The sequence below is a fragment of the Geobacillus zalihae NBRC 101842 genome (genome assembly GCF_001544135.1).
GTDB lineage: Bacteria > Bacillota > Bacilli > Bacillales > Anoxybacillaceae > Geobacillus > Geobacillus zalihae.
This window is the reverse complement of record NZ_BCPV01000065.1, coordinates 1-20,468: the sequence shown is the minus strand read 5'-3', so window position 1 is coordinate 20,468 and position 20,468 is coordinate 1. Positions and strand designations below refer to the sequence as shown.

General features: G+C 51.9%; 24 protein-coding genes and 2 other annotated features. All 24 genes read left to right on the top strand.

The genetic code is table 11. The features are described 5' to 3' along the window. Positions 1-264 precede the first annotated feature (264 nt). On the top strand, positions 265-726 hold the full coding sequence (ctsR, locus tag GZ1_RS14735; protein WP_011229590.1) for a transcriptional regulator CtsR: 462 nt from the start codon (positions 265-267) through the stop codon (positions 724-726). Between the two features lie 15 nt (positions 727-741). Beyond that, entirely contained in the window at positions 742-1,290 is a 549-nt protein-coding gene (gene mcsA, locus GZ1_RS14730; RefSeq protein WP_011229591.1) for a protein-arginine kinase activator protein McsA, read from the top strand. Positions 1,291-1,295: 5 nt separating this feature from the next. Further along, positions 1,296-2,387 carry a protein-arginine kinase McsB gene (mcsB, locus tag GZ1_RS14725; protein ID WP_011229592.1) on the top strand — a complete coding sequence of 364 codons (1,092 nt, stop codon included), beginning with the start codon at positions 1,296-1,298 and terminating at the stop codon, positions 2,385-2,387. Then, positions 2,384-4,816 carry an ATP-dependent protease ATP-binding subunit ClpC gene (gene clpC, locus GZ1_RS14720; RefSeq protein ID WP_011229593.1) on the top strand — a complete coding sequence of 811 codons (2,433 nt, stop codon included), beginning with the start codon at positions 2,384-2,386 and terminating at the stop codon, positions 4,814-4,816. Before mcsB ends, clpC begins: the two co-directional genes overlap by 4 nt. A gap of 77 nt (positions 4,817-4,893) precedes the next feature. Beyond that, positions 4,894-6,267: a DNA repair protein RadA gene (gene radA / locus GZ1_RS14715; RefSeq protein WP_015373719.1), complete on the top strand. Its 1,374-nt coding sequence runs from the start codon at positions 4,894-4,896 to the stop codon at positions 6,265-6,267. Between the two features lie 308 nt (positions 6,268-6,575). Next, positions 6,576-7,670 carry a PIN/TRAM domain-containing protein gene (locus tag GZ1_RS14710; protein WP_012820471.1) on the top strand — a complete coding sequence of 365 codons (1,095 nt, stop codon included), beginning with the start codon at positions 6,576-6,578 and terminating at the stop codon, positions 7,668-7,670. A gap of 21 nt (positions 7,671-7,691) precedes the next feature. Beyond that, a complete protein-coding gene (gene ispD / locus GZ1_RS14705; RefSeq protein WP_015373720.1) occupies positions 7,692-8,378 on the top strand; it encodes a 2-C-methyl-D-erythritol 4-phosphate cytidylyltransferase in 687 nt (228 codons plus the stop codon). Between the two features lie 14 nt (positions 8,379-8,392). Further along, positions 8,393-8,869 (top strand): 2-C-methyl-D-erythritol 2,4-cyclodiphosphate synthase, encoded by a 477-nt coding sequence (ispF, locus tag GZ1_RS14700; protein ID WP_013143976.1) that lies wholly within the window; start codon positions 8,393-8,395, stop codon positions 8,867-8,869. 203 nt (positions 8,870-9,072) lie between these two features. Next, positions 9,073-10,545 (top strand): glutamate--tRNA ligase, encoded by a 1,473-nt coding sequence (gltX, locus tag GZ1_RS14695; protein WP_033005073.1) that lies wholly within the window; start codon positions 9,073-9,075, stop codon positions 10,543-10,545. A 72-nt stretch (positions 10,546-10,617) separates the two neighbouring features. Next, positions 10,618-10,853 (top strand) — a binding site (T-box leader). Continuing rightward, positions 10,851-11,588 carry a serine O-acetyltransferase gene (cysE, locus tag GZ1_RS14690; protein WP_020754402.1) on the top strand — a complete coding sequence of 246 codons (738 nt, stop codon included), beginning with the start codon at positions 10,851-10,853 and terminating at the stop codon, positions 11,586-11,588. Its footprint overlaps the feature before it by 3 nt. After that, a complete protein-coding gene (gene cysS / locus GZ1_RS14685; RefSeq protein ID WP_014194590.1) occupies positions 11,566-12,966 on the top strand; it encodes a cysteine--tRNA ligase in 1,401 nt (466 codons plus the stop codon). The genes cysE and cysS overlap by 23 nt, the downstream gene beginning before the upstream one ends. A 6-nt stretch (positions 12,967-12,972) precedes the next feature. Further along, positions 12,973-13,398, top strand: coding sequence for a Mini-ribonuclease 3 (locus GZ1_RS14680; protein ID WP_060788770.1), 426 nt, complete (start codon positions 12,973-12,975; stop codon positions 13,396-13,398). Next, positions 13,398-14,135: a 23S rRNA (guanosine(2251)-2'-O)-methyltransferase RlmB gene (gene rlmB, locus GZ1_RS14675; protein WP_011229602.1), complete on the top strand. Its 738-nt coding sequence runs from the start codon at positions 13,398-13,400 to the stop codon at positions 14,133-14,135. Before GZ1_RS14680 ends, rlmB begins: the two co-directional genes overlap by 1 nt. A 3-nt stretch (positions 14,136-14,138) precedes the next feature. Beyond that, positions 14,139-14,651, top strand: coding sequence for an NYN domain-containing protein (locus GZ1_RS14670; RefSeq protein ID WP_012820478.1), 513 nt, complete (start codon positions 14,139-14,141; stop codon positions 14,649-14,651). 36 nt (positions 14,652-14,687) lie between these two features. After that, positions 14,688-15,371, top strand: coding sequence for an RNA polymerase sporulation sigma factor SigH (gene sigH, locus GZ1_RS14665; RefSeq protein ID WP_013143979.1), 684 nt, complete (start codon positions 14,688-14,690; stop codon positions 15,369-15,371). Between the two features lie 93 nt (positions 15,372-15,464). Next, positions 15,465-15,614, top strand: a complete 150-nt coding sequence (gene rpmG / locus GZ1_RS14660) for a 50S ribosomal protein L33 (RefSeq protein ID WP_012820480.1) — start codon at positions 15,465-15,467, stop codon at positions 15,612-15,614. 40 nt (positions 15,615-15,654) lie between these two features. Continuing rightward, positions 15,655-15,837, top strand: coding sequence for a preprotein translocase subunit SecE (gene secE / locus GZ1_RS14655; RefSeq protein WP_012820481.1), 183 nt, complete (start codon positions 15,655-15,657; stop codon positions 15,835-15,837). 112 nt (positions 15,838-15,949) lie between these two features. After that, positions 15,950-16,483 (top strand): transcription termination/antitermination protein NusG, encoded by a 534-nt coding sequence (gene nusG, locus GZ1_RS14650; RefSeq protein WP_012820482.1) that lies wholly within the window; start codon positions 15,950-15,952, stop codon positions 16,481-16,483. A gap of 234 nt (positions 16,484-16,717) precedes the next feature. Continuing rightward, positions 16,718-17,143, top strand: coding sequence for a 50S ribosomal protein L11 (gene rplK / locus GZ1_RS14645; protein WP_011229608.1), 426 nt, complete (start codon positions 16,718-16,720; stop codon positions 17,141-17,143). 181 nt (positions 17,144-17,324) lie between these two features. Further along, positions 17,325-18,026: a 50S ribosomal protein L1 gene (gene rplA / locus GZ1_RS14640; RefSeq protein ID WP_012820483.1), complete on the top strand. Its 702-nt coding sequence runs from the start codon at positions 17,325-17,327 to the stop codon at positions 18,024-18,026. A 47-nt stretch (positions 18,027-18,073) separates the two neighbouring features. Continuing rightward, positions 18,074-18,237 (top strand) — a sequence feature (ribosomal protein L10 leader region). Between the two features lie 47 nt (positions 18,238-18,284). After that, on the top strand, positions 18,285-18,785 hold the full coding sequence (gene rplJ, locus GZ1_RS14635) for a 50S ribosomal protein L10 (protein WP_011229610.1): 501 nt from the start codon (positions 18,285-18,287) through the stop codon (positions 18,783-18,785). Between the two features lie 54 nt (positions 18,786-18,839). Beyond that, a complete protein-coding gene (rplL, locus tag GZ1_RS14630; protein WP_012820484.1) occupies positions 18,840-19,208 on the top strand; it encodes a 50S ribosomal protein L7/L12 in 369 nt (122 codons plus the stop codon). A gap of 111 nt (positions 19,209-19,319) precedes the next feature. After that, the gene (locus tag GZ1_RS14625) at positions 19,320-19,922 is read left to right on the top strand and encodes a class I SAM-dependent methyltransferase (protein WP_013143980.1); all 603 of its coding nucleotides are present in this window, start codon (positions 19,320-19,322) and stop codon (positions 19,920-19,922) included. 413 nt (positions 19,923-20,335) lie between these two features. Beyond that, on the top strand, positions 20,336-20,468 hold a 133-nt coding region (locus GZ1_RS19890; RefSeq protein WP_373278110.1), incomplete at its 3' end, for a hypothetical protein.

The window sequence follows — 20,468 nt, the reverse complement described above, 5'->3', positions numbered from 1 at the left end:
AAAATGGAAAGCACGTCTTTTCTTTCCTTGGAAGAAAAGGCGTGCTTTTTCATTTATTCGGCTGCTTGACGTTTTATTGTCCAGAAAAACGGATATTCTATAGTTAGTTTTCCTTCTTTGGTCACTCTTGAAATTTTCCGTAATACATTGTATAGTAAGAGTAAGGTCAAATATAGTCAAAGTCAACGAATAGGCAGTGGGGTGTCCTTGTCAGCGGACGGCCCATCGCCAGGCAGCTTGGTTGTAAGGAAGGTGGTAGGTAGAGTGCCGAACATTTCCGACATCATTGAGCAATATTTAAAGCAAGTGCTCAATATGAGCGACCAAGATATCGTTGAAATTAAACGAAGCGAAATCGCTAATAAATTCCAATGTGTTCCGTCGCAGATCAACTATGTCATCAATACGAGGTTTACCCTTGAAAGAGGGTACATCGTCGAAAGCAAGCGCGGTGGCGGTGGGTATATCCGCATTATGAAAGTGAAGACAAAGAGTGAAGCACAGCTTATTGACCAGCTGCTCGAGCTTGTCGGCCACCGCATCAGCCAATCGAATGCTGAAGATGTGGTAAAACGTCTCGTTGAAGAAAAGGTAATTTCGGAGCGGGAAGCGAAAATTATGTTAAGCGCTATGGATCGTTCTGTTTTATATATCGATTTGCCCGAGCGGGACGAACTGCGGGCCCGCATGTTAAAAGCGATGCTGACGTCGCTGAAATACAAATAGGGGGAGGGGGAGGCATTGATTTGCCAAGAATGCAAGCAGCGGCCGGCCACGATGCACTTTACAAAAATTGTAAACGGAGAGAAAACGGAGTTCCATCTTTGCGAGCAATGCGCCAGAGAGCATGGCCATATGTTTACGTTCTACGGCAATGATGATTTTTCACTCAACAACTTGTTGGCGGGGCTTCTTAACTTTCAAGCGCCGATGAAAGAGATGACGGCGAACGCGTTTCCGAACCCGGATGTACTTCAATGTGAGACGTGCCAAATGACATACCATCAATTCACACAAATCGGGCGGTTCGGCTGCGCTAACTGCTACCGGACGTTTGCACGCTACTTGCCGCCGATTTTGAAACGGCTCCATAGCGGCAATACCGCTCATTCAGGAAAAATTCCGAAGCGAAAAGGCGGCGTTCTCCATTTGCGCAAGCAACTTGCTATGTTGAAACAAAAGCTTCAGGAGCTCGTCGCTCGTGAGGAATTCGAGCGGGCGGCCGAGGTGCGCGACCAAATCCGCTCGTTGGAGGATGAACTGCGTCGACGCGGAGAGGGGGATATGTAAGCGGTATGTCGTTCGAGAAGTTTTTCAATACGGCGGTCAGCGCGTGGATGAGCCAAGAGGGGCCGGATTCGGACATCGTCTTAAGCAGTCGCATCCGACTGGCGCGCAACATCGTTGACTTTCGTTTTCCAACGCTGTTTAGCAGTGAAGAAGCGATGCAAATCGTCGCGTTGTTTGAACGGACGTTCGCCCATCGTTCTTACGGAGGGGCAGGCCGCTTCGAGTTGTTGAAAATGTCGGAGCTTCAGCCGATTGAAAAACGGGTATTGGTAGAAAAACACTTAATTAGTCCGCATCTGGCTGAGGATTCGCCGTTTGGCGCTTGTCTGCTTTCGGAAAATGAAGAAATCAGCATCATGATCAACGAGGAGGATCATATCCGCATCCAATGCCTATTCCCGGGGTTGCAGCTTGCTGAGGCTCTCGAGGCGGCGAGCGAATTGGACGATTGGATTGAAGGGTATGTCAACTATGCCTTTGACGAGCGGCTTGGTTATTTAACGAGCTGCCCGACCAATGTCGGGACGGGATTGCGGGCTTCGGTGATGATGCATCTTCCGGCGCTTGTGCTGACGCAACAAATTAACCGTATTATTCCTGCCATCAACCAGCTTGGGCTTGTTGTCCGTGGAACATACGGTGAAGGGAGTGAAGCGTTGGGAAATATATTCCAAATTTCCAACCAGATCACGCTTGGGAAATCGGAGGAAGACATTGTTGCTGATTTGCATACGATCGTTCAGCAGCTGATCGCCCAAGAAAGAGCGGCTCGTCAGGCATTAGTGAAAACTTTGGGCATACAATTAGAAGACAAGGTGTTCCGTTCATACGGCATACTGGCCAACTGCCGCGTCATCGAATCGAAAGAAGCGGCGCAATGTCTGTCCGATGTTCGCTTAGGGATTGATCTAGGATATATCAAGAACATCTCGCGCAACATTTTAAATGAGCTGATGATTTTGACGCAGCCGGGATTTTTGCAGCAATATGCCGGCGGGGCGCTTCGCCCTGAAGAACGGGACGTCCGCCGCGCGGCGCTGATCCGGGAGCGTTTAAAGATGGAGGAACGAAGAAAGATGGAGGGTGATGAACGATGATGTTTGGCAGATTTACGGAACGGGCGCAAAAAGTGCTGGCGCTGGCGCAGGAAGAAGCCATTCGCCTCGGCCATAACAATATCGGCACAGAACATATTTTGCTCGGCCTCATCCGCGAGGGCGAGGGGATCGCGGCTAAGGCGCTCATGGCGCTTGGGCTCGGCCCAGATAAAATTCAAAAAGAAGTCGAATCGCTCATCGGCCGTGGCAGTGAAGTGTCGCATACGATCCACTATACACCGCGGGCGAAAAAAGTCATTGAGCTGTCGATGGATGAAGCGCGGAAGCTCGGCCATTCATACGTCGGCACAGAACATATTTTGCTTGGATTGATCCGCGAAGGCGAAGGGGTGGCCGCCCGCGTGCTGAACAACTTGGGAGTAAGCTTGAACAAAGCGCGCCAGCAAGTGTTGCAGCTGCTTGGCAGCAATGAGTCGATGTCAGGCCATGGCGGCGGCGCGTCGCATGTGAGCACTCCGACGCTTGACAGCCTCGCCCGTGATTTGACAGCGATTGCCCGCGAAGGACGGCTGGACCCGGTCATCGGCCGCAGTAAAGAAATTCAGCGCGTCATTGAAGTATTAAGCCGGCGGACGAAAAATAATCCGGTGTTGATCGGCGAGCCGGGCGTTGGGAAAACGGCCATTGCTGAAGGGTTAGCCCAACAAATCGTCAATAACGAAGTGCCGGAAACGCTGCGCGACAAGCGGGTCATGACGCTCGATATGGGGACGGTCGTCGCCGGAACGAAATACCGGGGGGAATTTGAAGACCGGCTGAAAAAAGTGATGGATGAAATTCGTCAAGCGGGCAACATCATCTTGTTCATCGATGAGTTGCATACATTAATTGGCGCCGGTGGGGCAGAAGGAGCGATCGACGCGTCGAACATCTTGAAACCGGCGTTGGCGCGCGGGGAGCTTCAATGCATCGGCGCGACAACGCTCGATGAATACCGGAAATATATTGAAAAAGACGCCGCGCTTGAACGCCGCTTTCAGCCGATTTACGTTGATGAACCGACAGTGGAAGAATCGATCCAAATTTTAAAAGGGTTGCGCGATCGGTATGAAGCGCACCACCGCGTTTCGATTTCCGACGAGGCGATCGTGCAAGCCGTCAAATTGTCCGACCGCTACATTACCGACCGTTTCTTGCCGGATAAGGCGATCGATTTGATCGACGAGGCTTGCTCGAAAGTGCGCCTTCGTTCGTTCACCGCACCGCCGAAATTGAAAGAACTTGAACAAAAGCTCGAGGAAGTGCGGAAAGAAAAAGACGCGGCCGTGCAAAGCCAAGAATTTGAAAAAGCAGCATCGCTGCGCGATATGGAACAGCGGCTGCGCGAAGAACTGGAGGAAACGAAACGTGCGTGGAAAGAAAAACAAGGCCAAGAAAATTTGGAAGTGACGGTCGAAGACATCGCCGCGGTCGTCTCGAGTTGGACCGGCATTCCAGTATCGAAGCTCGCTGAGACGGAAACGGAGCGGCTGCTCAAGCTGGAAGAAATTTTGCATTCGCGTGTCGTCGGCCAAGACGAGGCGGTCAAAGCGGTCGCCAAAGCGGTGCGCCGCGCCCGTGCTGGCCTGAAAGACCCGAAACGCCCGATCGGTTCGTTCATTTTCCTTGGTCCGACCGGCGTTGGGAAAACGGAGTTGGCCCGAGCCTTGGCAGAAGCGATGTTTGGCGATGAAGACGCCCTCATTCGCATCGATATGTCCGAGTATATGGAAAAACACTCGACATCGCGGCTCATCGGGTCGCCGCCGGGGTATGTCGGTTATGAAGAAGGCGGCCAGCTGACGGAAAAAGTGCGCCGCAAGCCGTATTCGGTTGTCCTGTTAGATGAGATGGAAAAAGCGCATCCGGACGTGTTCAATATTTTGCTGCAAGTGTTGGAAGATGGGCGGCTGACTGACTCGAAAGGGCGGACGGTCGACTTCCGCAACACGATCATCATCATGACGTCCAACGTCGGCGCCGATGCGCTGAAACGGAATAAGTACGTTGGCTTCAACATTCAAGACGGGAACCAGCAATACAAAGATATGAAAAGCAAAGTGATGGATGAGCTGAAAAAAGCATTCCGTCCAGAGTTTTTAAACCGGATCGACGAAATCATCGTCTTCCATTCGCTCGAAAAAGACCATCTGAAACAAATCGTCCGATTGATGGCCGATACGCTCGTGAAGCGGCTGAAAGAGCAAGACATTGATCTTGAGCTGACGGAGGCCGCCATTGAGAAAATCGCCGCCGAAGGGTTCGATCCAGAATACGGTGCCCGTCCGCTGCGCCGCGCCTTGCAAAAGCATGTTGAAGACCGTTTGTCCGAAGAATTGTTAAAAGGCACGATCGCCAAAGGGCAAAAAGTCGTCGTGGATGTCAAAGACGGGGAGTTTGTCGTATTGTCGAAACAGGCGGTCGTGTGAGGGAAGAAAAGGCATGCGGCAGCTTCCTGCCCATGCCTTTTTTTCGTTGGAAAACGTTACAGAAAGGGTTAAGATCGATGGCGAAGAAGAAAACGAAGTTCGTTTGCCAAGAGTGTGGATATGAGTCGGCCAAATGGCTTGGACGCTGTCCGGGATGCCAAACATGGAATTCGTTTGTTGAGGAAATGGAGCAGGAGAAACCGACTGTGCGCGGCGCATTTCTTCATTCGGAGCGGGCGGGTTCGGCCAAACCGGTCCCGATTACAGCCGTGGAGGCGGTGCAAGAGCCGCGCATGAAAACGAACAGCGCGGAGCTCGATCGCGTGTTGGGCGGTGGAATCGTCAAAGGTTCGCTCGTTTTGATCGGCGGCGACCCTGGCATTGGCAAATCAACGTTGCTTTTGCAAACATCGGCGCAGCTGGCCGCCGCTGGGCATCAAGTGCTGTATGTCTCCGGTGAGGAATCGGTCAAACAAGTAAAGCTGCGCGCTGGACGCCTTCGTGCGGAGTGCGATCGGCTGTACGTGTTGGCGGAAGCAGATTTGGAATACATTGTGGCAGCGGTTGAAACGGTTCAACCTGCTTGTGTCATCATTGATTCGATTCAGACGGTGTATCGCACCGATATTTCCTCTGCACCGGGCAGCGTCGCCCAAGTGCGCGAATGCACGGCCGAGCTGATGAAGCTGGCGAAAACAAAAGGCATTGCCATTTTTATCGTCGGTCATGTGACGAAGGAAGGGGCGATCGCCGGGCCGCGCCTGCTCGAACATATGGTGGACACCGTTCTCTATTTTGAAGGGGAGCGACACCATACGTATCGCATTTTGCGAGCGGTGAAAAACCGTTTTGGCTCAACGAACGAAATCGGCATTTTTGAGATGCGCGACATTGGGCTGAAGGAAGTGGAAAACCCATCAGAAGTGTTTTTAGAAGAACGGTCGCGCGGAGCGGCTGGCTCGACGGTCGTGGCGGCGATGGAAGGGACGCGGCCGGTGCTCGTGGAAATCCAGGCGCTCGTCTCGCCGACGAGCTTCGGCAACCCGAGACGGATGGCAACCGGCCTTGACCATAACCGTGTGTCGCTTTTGATGGCCGTGCTCGAAAAGCGGGTTGGGCTGCTGTTGCAAAACCAAGATGCTTATTTGAAAGTGGCGGGCGGCGTGAAGCTTGATGAGCCGGCAATTGACTTGGCGGTCGCTGTCAGCATCGCCTCGAGCTTTCGCGATCGGCCGACGAATCCGGCGGATGTCATTATCGGCGAAGTCGGCTTAACTGGAGAGGTGCGCCGCGTCTCGCGCATCGAACAGCGCGTGCAGGAGGCGGTAAAATTAGGCTTTTCCCGCATCATTGTGCCAAAAAACAATTTAGCTGGCTGGCAGCCGCCAAAAGGTGTGCAAGTGATCGGTGTTTCGCATGTGGCCGAGGCGCTTGAGCATACAATGTGTTAATCGCTCTTTCACCTGCGCAACCCGGTTCTTCGCGCCCAAGGGGATATGAGCGATCAAAAATTCATCGCCTCTTCATTCTTAAGTGTTTAAGCAGAGGCATAAACAGCCTAAAAGGATTGAACCTTTTCGCTCTGATGTACGTAAAAAATAGTAGGGTGATCCGAAACAACTATGGCGTTTGGCCGGCGTTTTTCGCTATTGTTACAAGCAGATGTCGAATGTTCAAAAACGATTAAAAATTGTCTTCCAATTGGTTTCAAACATTGGAAACTGTTTATAATGTTAAATAGGGAGGTGAAGATGGGCTGATGGTCAAACGCATTGTGCAATTATTTTTCCTCGCCGTGGGCGGAACGTTAGGCGCCATGTTTTTTCCTGACTTGCTTAAGCTGATGAATGTGAGCGGCATGCCGCTTCTCAATAATTCTTATACGCTTGCGGTGCTGGGGGCAGTCGTTTTCTTTTTGTTGACGTTTTGGCTTGTCGATTATGTGGTCGACATGATTCGCTGGGTGGAGGAAACGCTCGTGAAGGCGCCGGCCGCCGACGTGCTGTTTGGCAGTCTCGGGCTGATTTTCGGTCTTATTATCGCGTTTTTCGTTGTCATGCCGTTGCAGTCGTTTCACATTCAAGTGTTGAATACGGTGTTGCCGATTTTTTTGACGGTGTTGCTTGGCTACTTAGGGTTTCGCGTCGGTTTAAAGAAACGGAATGAGTTGATGAACTTATTTTCCTTGTCCAACCGCATGGCGAAGAAAAAAGGTGGAGAAGCGGAAAACGAACCGTCAAAGGGCGGTGCTGTGAAAATTTTGGATACGAGCGTCATCATCGACGGGCGGATCGCAGACATTTGCCAAACCGGGTTTTTGGAAGGGCCGCTTGTCATTCCGCGGTTTGTGCTCGAAGAATTGCAGCATATCGCCGATTCGTCCGATGTGCTGAAGCGGAACCGCGGCCGCCGCGGCTTGGATATTTTGAACCGCATCCAAAAAGAAATGGCGATGAAAGTGGAAATCCATGAAGCGGATTTCAGCGACGTCCAGGAAGTCGACAGCAAACTCGTCAAGCTGGCGAAGCAACTTCAAGGCGTTGTCGTGACGAACGATTTCAATTTAAACAAAGTATGTGAGCTGCAAAACGTGCGTGTTTTGAATATCAACGATTTAGCGAATGCCGTCAAACCGGTCGTGCTGCCAGGCGAGGAGCTGAACGTACACGTCATTAAAGATGGGAAGGAGCATAACCAAGGCGTGGCCTATTTGGACGACGGGACGATGATCGTCGTCGAAGATGGCAAAGAATATATCGGCAAACGGGTTGACGTTTTAGTCACCAGCGTGTTACAAACATCTGCGGGGAGAATGATTTTTGCCAAATTGAAACTGCTGCAAAAAGCGTTGTAAAACGAATAGGGGAAACGGCCAATGAATTACGAAGCGATTGTCTTGGCGGCCGGGCGGGGAAAGCGGATGAACGCCGGCATGAACAAGCAATTCCTTGAGCTTGGCGGTGAGCCGCTCATCGTTCGGACGCTGAACGTGTTTGAGCGCGATGAGCGGTGCACCCGCATCGTGCTCGTCGTCAACCCAGCCGAGCGAAGCCGATTTGAGCAGCTGCTCGCCCGCTTTCGCATTCGAAAAGTCGCCGCGCTTACCGACGGCGGCGAGGAGCGGCAGCATAGCGTCTACAACGGATTGCAGGCGCTCGCGGGGGAGGAGATTGTTCTCATCCATGACGGCGCCCGCCCATTTGTCCGCGTCCATCATTTGCACGAGCTCGTGAACGCCGCTGTTCAGTACGGGGCGGCGATCCCGGCAGTGCGGGTGAAAGATACGATCAAAAAAGCGAACGGTTTGTTTGTCGAACAGACGATTGATCGTTCCAGCTTGTGGGCGGTGCAGACGCCACAAGCTTTTCGTCTGTCTTTGATCATGGAAGCGCACGAAGCGGCGAAACAGGCTGGCTATCTCGGCACGGATGACGCCAGCCTTGTGGAGCGAATCGGCAAGCCGGTGAAGATCATTGAAGGGGATTATCGCAATATTAAGCTGACGACGCCGGAGGACCTTTTGTTTGCTGAGGCGATTTTGGCAAGCCGGATGGCCGAATAGATGGGGGTGGAGAGATGTTTCGCATTGGACAAGGGTTTGACGTCCATCAGCTTGTTGAAGGGCGTCCGCTGATCATTGGCGGCGTCACCATTCCGTATGAAAAGGGGCTGCTCGGCCACTCAGATGCCGACGTGCTGCTTCATGCGGTGGCGGACGCATGCCTTGGGGCGATCGGCGCCGGCGATATCGGCCGGCATTTTCCGGACACAGATCCGCGCTTTAAAGATGCCGACTCGGCTGAGCTGTTGGCGCACGTATGGGCGCTCGCTCGGCAGGAAGGGTATAGGCTCGTGAACGCCGACTGCACGATCATCGCACAAAAGCCGAAGATGGCGCCGTATATTGAAGAAATGAGGGCGGTGATCGCTCGGTTGCTGGAAGCCGAGCGCTCGCAAGTCAATGTGAAGGCAACGACGACGGAGAAGCTTGGATTCACTGGGCGGGAGGAAGGCATTGCCGCCCAGGCGGTCGTCTTGCTGCAAAAAAGCTAATGGAGCGGCCTTTGGCAACATCATTTGGGAAGGCCTCGTTCCCTTAATACATAAGCGCTTTGTTCGCCGTCCTGGCTAGGAGGTGTAAAGGGGGGGCGTCGGCGGCGTGGTGCGGCTTAGGCGAGAGCTGTCTGTTTTGAACTTTGCCGCGATAAACGGTACAATAATAGCACAAGCTTTGATGGAAGTGGAGGGTTTGGATGATGGCAAAAGAGGTGCGCGTGCGCTATGCGCCGAGCCCAACCGGCCATTTGCATATCGGCGGGGCGCGGACAGCGCTGTTTAACTATTTGTTTGCCCGCCATCACGGTGGAAAAATGATCGTCCGCATCGAGGATACAGATATTGAACGGAACGTCGAAGGCGGCGAAAAGTCGCAGCTCGAAAACTTAAAATGGCTCGGCATTGATTATGATGAATCGATTGATCAAGATGGCGGCTACGGGCCGTACCGGCAAACGGAGCGGCTCGATATTTACCGAAAATATGTGAATGAATTGCTTGAGCAAGGGCATGCGTACAAATGTTTTTGCACGCCGGAAGAGCTCGAGCGCGAGCGGGAGGCGCAGCGGGCGGCCGGCATCGCCGCTCCGCAGTACAGCGGCAAATGCCGCCATTTGACGCCGGAGCAGGTCGCGGAGCTCGAGGCGCAAGGGAAGCCGTATACGATCCGCCTGAAGGTGCCGGAAGGGAAAAAGTACGAATTTTACGATTTAGTGCGCGGCAAAGTGGTGTTTGAATCGAAAGATGTCGGCGGCGATTGGGTGATTGTCAAGGCGAATGGCATTCCGACATACAATTTCGCTGTTGTCATCGACGACCATTTAATGGAAATCAGCCATGTGTTTCGCGGTGAGGAACATTTGTCCAATACGCCGAAGCAGCTCATGGTATACGAGTACTTCGGCTGGGAGCCGCCGCAGTTCGCGCACTTGACGTTGATCGTCAACGAGCAGCGGAAAAAGCTGTCTAAGCGCGATGAATCCATCATTCAGTTCGTCTCGCAATACAAAGAACTTGGCTATTTGCCGGAAGCGATGTTCAACTTTTTCGCTTTGCTTGGCTGGTCGCCGGAAGGAGAGGAAGAAATTTTTACGAAAGACGAACTGATCCGCATGTTCGATGTCTCCCGGCTGTCAAAATCGCCGTCCATGTTTGATACGAAAAAGCTGACATGGATGAACAACCAATATATCAAAAAGCTTGATCTTGACCGGCTTGTCGAGCTGGCCTTGCCGCATTTAGTGAAAGCCGGGCGCCTGCCGGCGGATATGACGGACGAACAGCGGCAATGGGCGCGCGATTTAATTGCTTTGTATCAAGAGCAAATGAGCTACGGTGCGGAGATCGTCCCGCTGTCTGAGCTGTTCTTTAAAGAAGAAATCGACTACGAGGACGAGGCGCGTCAAGTGCTTGCTGAAGAGCAAGTGCCGGCTGTGCTTTCCACCTTCCTTGAGAGCGTGCGTGAGCTTGAGCCGTTTACGGCAGACGAGATTAAAGCGGCCATTAAAGCGGTGCAAAAGGCGACCGGGCAAAAAGGGAAAAAGTTGTTTATGCCGATCCGCGCGGCGGTGACGGGACAAACGCACGGACCGGAGCTGCCGTTTGCCATTCAGTTGCTCGGCAAAGAAAAAGTGATCGAGCGGCTGGAGCGGGCGTTGCAAGAAAAATTTTAATCGGCCTCTATGCACGTTTGCATGATGGATGTGGTATAATAATATAAAATTTCGATGGAACAAGTGCATAAAGAAAAAGCGTTGACGAGGAGAAGTAGGAAGCATCGGCATCCCAGAGAGAGCCGCCTTGGCTGGAAGCGGCTTATGTTCGGTGCTGTCTGAAGTGCGCCTCGGAGTCTCCTTTCGAACCGGAACAGAGACGTTCTGCAGTAGAGGGGAGCGGAGCATCTCCGTTATCGGAATCGAGTGAGCGAAACGGCGCCCCGTTTCGCTAAACAGAGTGGAACCGCGCCAAAAGCGTCTCTGTGTCTTCGGCACAGGGACGCTTTTTTATTCAAGACAACTTAGAGGGATGGAGGGAGGACATGATGTTTAAAACGTTAAAAGAGGATATTGAGGTCATTTTTGAGCAAGACCCGGCGGCGAGAAGCTATTTGGAAGTCATTTTAACATATTCCGGCCTGCATGCCATCTGGGCGCATCGGATCGCCCATGCGCTTTACAAGCGGAAATTTTACTTTCTTGCCCGCTTGATTTCGCAAATCAGCCGCTTTTTCACTGGCATTGAAATCCATCCGGGCGCGAAAATCGGCCGCCGCTTTTTCATCGACCACGGCATGGGCGTGGTGATCGGCGAAACGTGCGAAATCGGCGACAATGTCACCGTCTATCAAGGGGTCACATTAGGCGGGACAGGGAAAGAAAAAGGGAAGCGGCACCCGACGATCAAAGACAACTGTTTGATCGCTGCCGGCGCAAAAGTGCTCGGTTCGATTACGATCGGGGAAAACTCGAAAATCGGCGCTGGGTCGGTCGTGTTAAAAGACGTACCGCCCAATTCGACCGTCGTTGGCATTCCGGGCCGCGTCGTTGTGCGCGACGGGGTGAAAGTGAAGAAAGATTTAAACCATACCGACCTTCCTGACCCGATCGCCGACCGGTTTCGGGAGCTTGAAGAGGAAATCGCCCGGCTGAAAAGCGAGCTTGAGGCATTGAAACAACAAGAAAGGAAGAACGAGTATGAGCAGCATCCGGCTTTATAATACGCTGACGCGAAAAAAAGAACCGTTTGAGCCGCTGGAACCGAATAAAGTGAAAATGTATGTGTGCGGCCCGACCGTCTATAATTATATTCACATCGGCAATGCTCGGGCCGCCATCGTTTTTGACACGATCCGCCGCTATTTGGAGTTCCGCGGCTATGATGTGACGTATGTATCGAACTTTACCGATGTTGATGACAAGTTGATCAAAGCGGCCCGCGAGCTCGGCGAGAGCGTGCCGGCGATCGCTGAGCGGTTTATTGAGGCGTATTTTGAAGACATTCAGGCGCTTGGCTGCAAAAAAGCGGACATCCATCCGCGGGTGACCGAAAACATTGATACGATTATCGAATTCATTCAGGCGCTCATTGACAAAGGATATGCCTACGAAGTCGACGGCGACGTGTATTACCGGACGCGCAAGTTCCGCGAATACGGCAAGCTGTCTCATCAATCGATCGATGAGCTGCAAGCTGGGGCGCGCATCGAAATTGGAGAGAAAAAAGACGATCCACTTGATTTCGCCCTTTGGAAAGCAGCGAAGGAAGGAGAAATTTGTTGGGACAGTCCATGGGGGAAAGGGCGGCCTGGTTGGCATATCGAATGCTCGGCGATGGCGCGCAAATATTTGGGCGATACGATCGATATCCACGCCGGCGGCCAGGACTTGACATTCCCGCACCATGAAAACGAAATCGCCCAGTCAGAGGCGCTGACCGGCAAACCGTTCGCGAAATATTGGTTGCACAATGGGTATTTAAATATTAACAACGAAAAAATGTCGAAGTCGCTTGGCAATTTCGTGCTCGTTCACGATATCATCCGGGAGATCGACCCGCAAGTGCTGCGTTTTTTCATGCTGTCGGTGCATTACCGCCATCCGATCAACTACAGCGAGGAACTGCTTGAGAGTGCGCGGCGCGGACTCGAGCGCCTGAAGACGGCGTATGGCAATTTGCAGCATCGCCTGCAGGCAAGCACGAACTTAACGGACAATGACGAGGAATGGGTTTCGCGCATTGCCGACATCCGCGCCTCGTTCATCCGTGAAATGGACGACGATTTCAACACGGCGAACGGCATTGCCGTATTGTTTGAACTGGCGAAGCAGGCTAACTTGTACTTGCAGGAAAAAACGACATCCGAGAAGGTCATTCACGCGTTTTTGCGCGAGTTCGAACAGCTGGCGGACGTACTTGGACTCACCTTGAAGCAGGATGAGCTGCTTGATGAGGAAATCGAGGCGTTGATCCAAAAGCGCAATGAAGCGCGGAAAAACCGCGATTTTGCGCTGGCCGACCGCATTCGCGACGAGTTGAGAGCGAAAAACATTATTTTGGAAGACACGCCGCAAGGAACGAGATGGAAACGGGGATAGCACGCGATGATGGCGGAGTTTGAAATGGTCAACGATGTGAAGCAGTTAAATGGACTGGCGCTTGCCTATATTGGCGACGCCGTGTACGAGGTGTATGTGCGACGCCATTTGCTTGCTGGCGGCAGCGTGCGGCCGCATGAGCTGCATCGGCGGGCGGTCCGCTATGTGTCGGCGCGGGCGCAAGCGCAAGTGATTTTGGCGTTGCTTGACGAGGGCGTCCTGACCGAGGAGGAAAAGGACATCGTCCGCCGCGGCCGCAATGCCAAATCAGGCACAATCCCGAAAAATACGGATGTACAAACATACCGGCATAGCACGGCCTTTGAGGCGCTCATCGGTTATCATTTTTTGGTTAATAATGAAAAGCGGGTTGATGAGCTGATCGGCCGTTCGTTTGCCATTATTGAAAGGGAAGAAAGGGCGTTGGAATGATGGACTACATTATCGGCAAAAATCCGGTCATTGAAGCGCTCAAAGCCGGGCGCGACATCAATAAAATTTGGATCGCGGAAGGGGCGCAGCGCCATACCGTCGAACCTGTGCTTGAATGGGCAAAGCGGCGGGGCGTGCTCGTCCAATATGTCCCGAAGCGCAAGCTTGATCAGATGGCTGAAGGAGCTCATCAAGGGGTGATCGCTCAGGCGGCGGCTTACCGCTACTATGAAATCGATGACTTGTTCGCTCGCGCCGCCGAGCGGGGCGAGGCGCCGTTTTTTCTCATCTTGGACGAGCTTGAGGATCCGCATAATTTAGGGGCCATCATGCGCACCGCTGATGCGGTCGGGGCGCACGGCCTCATTATCCCGAAGCGGCGTTCGGTCGGGCTGACCCAAACGGTGGCGAAGGCGTCGACCGGGGCGATTGAGCACGTTCCGGTCGCGCGTGTGACAAACTTGGCGCGGACGATTGACGAGCTGAAAGAGCGCGGAGTGTGGGTAGCCGGAACGGATGCATCGGCTCAAGACGACTACCGCTCGCTCGATGGCACGATGCCGTTGGCGCTCGTCATCGGGAGCGAAGGAAAAGGGATCAGCCGCCTAGTGCTTGAAAAGTGCGATTTCTTGTTCCGGTTGCCGATGCGCGGCCATGTCACCTCACTCAATGCCTCTGTCGCCGCCAGCCTGCTCATGTACGAGGTGTACCGGAAGCGGTATCCGTTGGGAGAATAGCGAATGAACATTTTGATTGTCGACGGCTATAACATCATCGGAGCGTGGCCGGAGCTGCGCCGGCTGAAAGAAGAGGGCGATCTGGCAGCGGCAAGGGATTTATTGATTGAAAAAATGGCTGACTACAAAGGATTCACCGGGGACCATGTCGTGATCGTATTCGATGCCCACCTCGTGCAAGGAAACGAGAAAAAGTATAAACATTACGACGTCGATGTCATTTTTACAAAGGAACATGAGACGGCCGATGAGCGAATTGAACGGTTGGCGAAAACATTGATGAATGCGCGCACAAAAGTGTATGTCGCTACCTCCGACTACACCGAACAATGGACGGTGTTCGGCCAAGGCGCCCTGCGCAAGTCGGCGCGCGAGCTATTGGATGAAGTCGAGACGGTTGAGCGGGACATTTCCCAAAAAGTAAAAGCGATGCGGCAGCGCACTCCGATCTCCAAAGTTCCGCTAAATGATAGAATTGCTGAAATTTTTGAAAAATGGCGAAGAGGAGAAAAATGAGCGGTTGACGCTGTAAAAATTTGTCCTGTATAATACATGTTAGCGATTGATGCGGTCGGGGGGATCAGCGTGGGGGAATGCTTGAAAGCAATGAAAGGGAAAGATTATCATCAGCTGGACGATGAGCAGCTTGTTGCGCTCGTTCACGAAGGGGATGGGGAAGCACTTGATTTTTTAATCCATAAATATCAAAACTTTGTGCGCGCCAAAGCTCGCTCCTATTTTTTAGTCGGAGCTGATCGGGAAGATATCGTGCAGGAAGGAATGATCGGTCTGTATAAGGCCGTCCGTGATTTTAAGGGGGACAAGCTTTCCTCATTTAAAGCGTTTGCAGAACTTTGCATCACAAGGCAAATGATTACCGCGATTAAAACGGCGACCCGCCAAAAGCATATTCCGCTCAACTCTTACGTTTCCTTGGATAAGCCGATTTATGACGATGAATCTGACCGGACGCTGATGGATGTGTTGTCCGGCACGCAGGTGACGGACCCGGAACAATTGATTGTCAACCGCGAGGAAGTCGATGATATTGAACTAAAGATGGCGGAACTGCTCAGCGACCTCGAGCGGAAAGTGCTCGCTTTGTATTTGGATGGACGCTCATACCAGGAAATTTCCGAAGAGCTGAACCGCCATGTCAAGTCGATCGACAACGCGTTGCAACGCGTCAAGCGGAAGCTCGAGAAATATTTGGAATACCGCGAGATCAGTTTGTAGGCATCGTGCCGCCGCATCAAAAGATGTCATTGACAGCGAAACAGCCAATATGATAAATTTTTATGGACATCTCGAAGGAACGGTGGAATGCTGATGCGCCAAAAAGTGACGCTGGCTTGCGCGCAGTGCGGAAGCCGAAACTATACGGCAGCAAAACAAATACGTCGCCTTGGTGAGCGCCTTATGGCCAACAAGTTTTGCTCAACATGCAACAAGCATACAATCCATCGTGAAACGAAATAGACGGTGGAGATAGTTTTGAACGATGATGGAGGTACGAGTGATGCAGCGAGTAATCAACTTTTTAAAAGAAGTCGTACGCGAGCTGAAAAAAGTGAGTTGGCCAAACCGGAAGGAGTTAGTGAACTACACGGCGGTCGTGTTGGCCACGGTGGCGTTTTTCACCGTCTTTTTTGCCGTTGTGGACCTCGGCATTTCTGAGTTGATTCGCCTCGTGTTTGAATAAGCGGACGAAGGATATGTTATAATGAAAGATAATCGTGCGCGTATGGAACCCGGCAACGGGTTTTTGTTTTGCGCAAAAAATAAAACGAAAACCGCCTTGGGGAGGCTTGTTGATGGAGAAAAACTGGTATGTTGTCCATACATATTCGGGATATGAAAACAAAGTGAAAGCCAATTTGGAAAAACGCGTCGAATCGATGGGAATGCAAGATAAAATTTTTCGCGTCGTCGTTCCGGAAGAGACGGAGACGGACGTCAAAAACGGAAAACGGAAAACGACGAAAAAGAAAGTGTTCCCTGGCTATGTGCTCGTTGAGATGGTCATGACGGATGACTCATGGTATGTCGTGCGCAACACGCCGGGCGTCACTGGATTTGTCGGCTCAAGCGGAGCTGGTTCGAAACCGACGCCGCTTATGGAGGAAGAAGTAAAAATGATCTTGAAGCGGATGGGCATGCCGCTTGCCGAGGTTGACGTAGACTATGAGGTAAATGAAACGGTGCGGATCAAAGAAGGTCCGTTTGCGAACTTTACAGGGAAAATTGAAGCGATTGACCCGGATAAACATAAAGTGAAGCTGCTTGTCGATATGTTTGGGCGTGAAACACGGGTGGAGCTTGAGTTTTCGCAAATAGAAAAAATCTAATGGATAAAGAACTTGCAATTGATAGGGAAAAGTGATACTATTTTAAAGTCAGTATGTCTCTTAAACGGAGACATATGGCGGTGAACTTATACACTTGTATAAGGGAGCCGTTTTGTTTTTACGCTGATCCTCTCAACTGAACGGGAGATAGGAAAACGGCTCAGTAGACCGGAGCCGGATGAGTGGGAGGGGCAATCCCTAATACCACATCACGGACTTAAGGAGGTGTGTCTCGTGGCGAAAAAAGTAATCAAGGTCGTCAAACTGCAAATTCCTGCAGGGAAAGCGAATCCGGCGCCGCCAGTAGGTCCTGCGTTGGGTCAAGCCGGTGTCAATATTATGGCGTTTTGCAAAGAGTTTAATGCCCGCACGGCGGACCAAGCAGGGTTGATCATTCCGGTTGAAATTACGGTTTTTGAAGACCGTTCATTTACATTCATCACGAAAACGCCGCCAGCCGCTGTATTGCTGAAAAAAGCGGCGGGCATTGAATCGGGCTCCGGCGAACCGAACCGCAACAAAGTGGCGACAATTAAACGCGACAAAGTGCGTGAGATCGCTGAGCTGAAAATGCCGGATTTGAATGCGGCGAGCATTGAGGCGGCCATGCGCATGATCGAAGGCACGGCCCGCAGCATGGGCATTGTGATTGAAGACTAAAGCCGGTGCGTCGTTTGTAGGGGAGGTTGCGTCATTGGGCAACCTCTCTCTCCATGAACAAAAACAGCAAGACGGGCCTGATGAATGGGCATCCGTCCGCTTCTTCGTTTTCGAAAGAAGCGAAGAACGTTCAATGTGGGAGGTTTTTCCGCTAAAACCACAACCGAGGAGGATTTTTCACATGCCGAAAAGAGGAAAGAAATACTTAGAAGCATTGAAACTCGTCGACCGCTCCAAAGCATACCCGATTGCTGAAGCAATCGAGCTCGTGAAAAAAACGAACATCGCGAAATTCGATGCCACGGTGGAAGTGGCGTTCCGTTTGGGCGTCGACCCGAAAAAAGCGGACCAACAAATTCGCGGCGCCGTCGTCCTGCCGCACGGCACAGGGAAAGTGGCGCGCGTGTTGGTGTTCGCGAAAGGGGAAAAAGCGAAAGAAGCAGAAGCGGCTGGCGCTGACTATGTCGGCGATACAGAATATATCAACAAAATCCAGCAAGGTTGGTTTGACTTTGATGTCGTTGTTGCTACGCCGGACATGATGGGTGAAGTCGGGAAACTCGGCCGCATTTTAGGGCCGAAAGGGTTGATGCCAAACCCGAAAACCGGAACAGTCACGTTTGACGTAGCAAAAGCGGTGCAAGAAATCAAGGCTGGTAAAGTGGAATACCGCGTCGACAAAGCGGGCAACATCCACGTTCCGATCGGCAAAGTGTCGTTTGACAACGAGAAATTGGCTGAAAACTTCGCAGCCGTCTATGAAGCAATTTTGAAAGCCAAACCGGCGGCGGCAAAAGGGACGTACGTGAAAAACGTCACGATTACATCCACAATGGGCCCTGGCATCAAGGTTGACCCGTCCACGGTTGCTGTTGCACAATAACCGTTGACTTTTGTTTGTCCGTCTGTTAAAATGCCATTTGGCTGAACAAATGAATATCATTTGTACCGTAGACAGTAGGTGCCTGTTTGAGGCTTAATTTCCTACCGAGGTATGTGGACGATAGAACAGCGCGCCCTGCGTCGGGGACGAGCGGCGGTGCGTTGAACGACACCTCCATGTCTACGCGGCATGGAGGTTTTTTATTGAGCAGACGGTATAAGTGGTATTCTCTCATTTTCCTTACAGGAGGTGCAGGACGTGTCGAGCGCGATTGAACTGAAAAAACAAGTGGTCGCGGAAATCGCAGACAAATTCCGGGCCAGCAAGGCAACCGTCATCGTTGATTACCGCGGCTTGAACGTGGCGGAAATGACCGAGTTGCGCAAACAGCTGCGCGAGGCAGGCGTCGAGTTTAAAGTGTACAAAAACACCTTGACCCGCCGGGCGCTCGCGGAAGTCGGCTTGGAAGGACTGGATGAAGTGTTCACCGGTCCAAATGCCATCGCCTTCAGCAATGAAGATGTCGTGGCGCCAGCAAAAATTTTAAGCGAGTTTGCGAAAACGCATGAAGCATTGGAAATCAAAGGCGGCGTCATCGAAGGGAACATCGCCAGCAAAGAAGAAATCGATGCGTTGGCGAAACTCCCGTCCCGCGAAGGGTTGCTTTCGATGTTGCTTAGCGTTCTTCAAGCCCCGATCCGCAACTTTGCGCTTGCGATTAAAGCGGTGGCTGACAAGCAAGAGGAACAAGGCGCGTAATGGCGCATCGATATGTGCTTAACAATCATTCAGAAAACAAAGGAGGAAGTTGTGATGACGAAAGAACAAATCATCGAAGCTGTGAAAAACATGACGGTATTGGAATTAAATGAATTAGTCAAAGCAATTGAAGAGGAATTCGGCGTAACAGCTGCGGCTCCGGTTGTTGTCGCGGGCGGCGCAGCAGCTGGCGCTGAAGCAGCGGCAGAAAAAACGGAATTCGACGTCATTCTTGCCGACGCCGGCGCGCAAAAAATCAAAGTCATCAAAGTCGTTCGCGAAATCACTGGCCTCGGCCTGAAAGAAGCGAAAGACTTGGTCGACAACACCCCGAAGCCGATCAAAGAAGGCATTGCGAAAGAAGAAGCAGAAGAAATCAAAGCAAAACTCGAAGAAGCTGGCGCGAAAGTCGAAATCAAGTAATGGCTGCGCCATTGAAAAAAGAGGCTTGCCCGAAGCAAGGGACGGCCTCTTTTTTGTTACACTATATAACGGAAGGCAGTGCAGCCTGTCGACAAGGAGGAGGGGATGATGATGAGCGAGCATTATTACTCAGTCAATCCGAAGTCGGAGCGAAACCCGCAAACGTGGACGTACGTGTTGCGGGGGCATGAATTCCGCTTTACGACCGACAGCGGAGTGTTTTCAAAGCGCGAAGTCGACTTTGGCACACGCCTGTTAATTGAAACGTTCGAGGAGCCGGGAGTGGCTGGGGATTTGTTGGATGTCGGCTGCGGATATGGGCCGATCGGGCTTGCCTTGGCCAAATCGTTTCCAAACCGGCGCGTTCACATGATTGATGTCAACGAGCGGGCGCTCGAACTGGCGCAGGAAAACAAGCAGGCAAACGGGATTGACAATGCGGTGATTTACAAAAGCGATCTTTTTTCGGAAGTCGGAGAACAGCGATTTGCAGCGGTCGTCACCAATCCGCCGATCCGGGCTGGCAAACGGGTCGTTTACGCGATTTTTGAACAAAGCCGCGATCATCTGCTTGATCATGGCGAGCTATGGGTCGTCATTCAAAAAAAGCAAGGCGCCCCATCGGCCTTGCAAAAGCTGAACGAATGCTTTCCCGCTGTAGAAGTCGTCGCGAAGAAAAAAGGATATTATATCATAAAGGCGAAAAAATGTTGACACCGTTTTTTTATTGTGGTAGCATTATAAAATGCTAAATATGCACATTTCCCGTGCAGAGGGGATGACGTATAATTTTGGACGCAATGGAAACAATGATAAAATCAATAAACAACGAACCATATGGTTTTCTATTGGAATAGAAACCATTTTCTTTTTTTCTCCATTCAACTCAACGCCTGGTTTCCTCGCGCCGGGAGCGTGTTAAATCCCCTAAATGAAACGGCGGTGCACGCAACGAAGCCGTTTCCGCCCGGATGGCGGGGGCCGGCTGCATGCATGCCTAGTGCTTTGCCCCGGAATGACGGAGCGGCCAGTCCGCCTTGAAGGCATTGATTGCTGAGCAGAGCGGATGATGGAGCTGTTCCGGTTCCGGTTTTCACTAATGTCTACATTTGAGGGGTGAATCACTCTTGACAGGCCGACTAGTTCAATACGGGCGACACCGCCAACGCAGAAGCTATGCACGCATCAGCGAAGTGCTGGAATTGCCGAACTTGATCGAAATTCAAACGTCCTCCTACCAATGGTTTCTCGATGAAGGGT

What these genes read in the sequence shown, in the direction of transcription:
- clpC (WP_011229593.1), top strand. Translation starts at nt 2,384, where the DNA reads ATGATGTTTGGCAGATTTACGGAACGGGCGCAAAAAGTGCTGGCGCTG.
- secE (WP_012820481.1), top strand. Translation starts at nt 15,655, where the DNA reads ATGCAGCGAGTAATCAACTTTTTAAAAGAAGTCGTACGCGAGCTGAAA.
- radA (WP_015373719.1), top strand. Translation starts at nt 4,894, where the DNA reads ATGGCGAAGAAGAAAACGAAGTTCGTTTGCCAAGAGTGTGGATATGAG.
- cysS (WP_014194590.1), top strand. Translation starts at nt 11,566, where the DNA reads ATGAGCAGCATCCGGCTTTATAATACGCTGACGCGAAAAAAAGAACCG.
- rpmG (WP_012820480.1), top strand. Translation starts at nt 15,465, where the DNA reads ATGCGCCAAAAAGTGACGCTGGCTTGCGCGCAGTGCGGAAGCCGAAAC.
- mcsB (WP_011229592.1), top strand. Translation starts at nt 1,296, where the DNA reads ATGTCGTTCGAGAAGTTTTTCAATACGGCGGTCAGCGCGTGGATGAGC.
- GZ1_RS14680 (WP_060788770.1), top strand. Translation starts at nt 12,973, where the DNA reads ATGATGGCGGAGTTTGAAATGGTCAACGATGTGAAGCAGTTAAATGGA.
- nusG (WP_012820482.1), top strand. Translation starts at nt 15,950, where the DNA reads ATGGAGAAAAACTGGTATGTTGTCCATACATATTCGGGATATGAAAAC.
- ispD (WP_015373720.1), top strand. Translation starts at nt 7,692, where the DNA reads ATGAATTACGAAGCGATTGTCTTGGCGGCCGGGCGGGGAAAGCGGATG.
- rplA (WP_012820483.1), top strand. Translation starts at nt 17,325, where the DNA reads ATGCCGAAAAGAGGAAAGAAATACTTAGAAGCATTGAAACTCGTCGAC.
- GZ1_RS14670 (WP_012820478.1), top strand. Translation starts at nt 14,139, where the DNA reads ATGAACATTTTGATTGTCGACGGCTATAACATCATCGGAGCGTGGCCG.
- rplL (WP_012820484.1), top strand. Translation starts at nt 18,840, where the DNA reads ATGACGAAAGAACAAATCATCGAAGCTGTGAAAAACATGACGGTATTG.
- ispF (WP_013143976.1), top strand. Translation starts at nt 8,393, where the DNA reads ATGTTTCGCATTGGACAAGGGTTTGACGTCCATCAGCTTGTTGAAGGG.
- GZ1_RS14625 (WP_013143980.1), top strand. Translation starts at nt 19,320, where the DNA reads ATGAGCGAGCATTATTACTCAGTCAATCCGAAGTCGGAGCGAAACCCG.
- sigH (WP_013143979.1), top strand. Translation starts at nt 14,688, where the DNA reads ATGTTAGCGATTGATGCGGTCGGGGGGATCAGCGTGGGGGAATGCTTG.
- gltX (WP_033005073.1), top strand. Translation starts at nt 9,073, where the DNA reads ATGGCAAAAGAGGTGCGCGTGCGCTATGCGCCGAGCCCAACCGGCCAT.
- rlmB (WP_011229602.1), top strand. Translation starts at nt 13,398, where the DNA reads ATGGACTACATTATCGGCAAAAATCCGGTCATTGAAGCGCTCAAAGCC.
- GZ1_RS14710 (WP_012820471.1), top strand. Translation starts at nt 6,576, where the DNA reads ATGGTCAAACGCATTGTGCAATTATTTTTCCTCGCCGTGGGCGGAACG.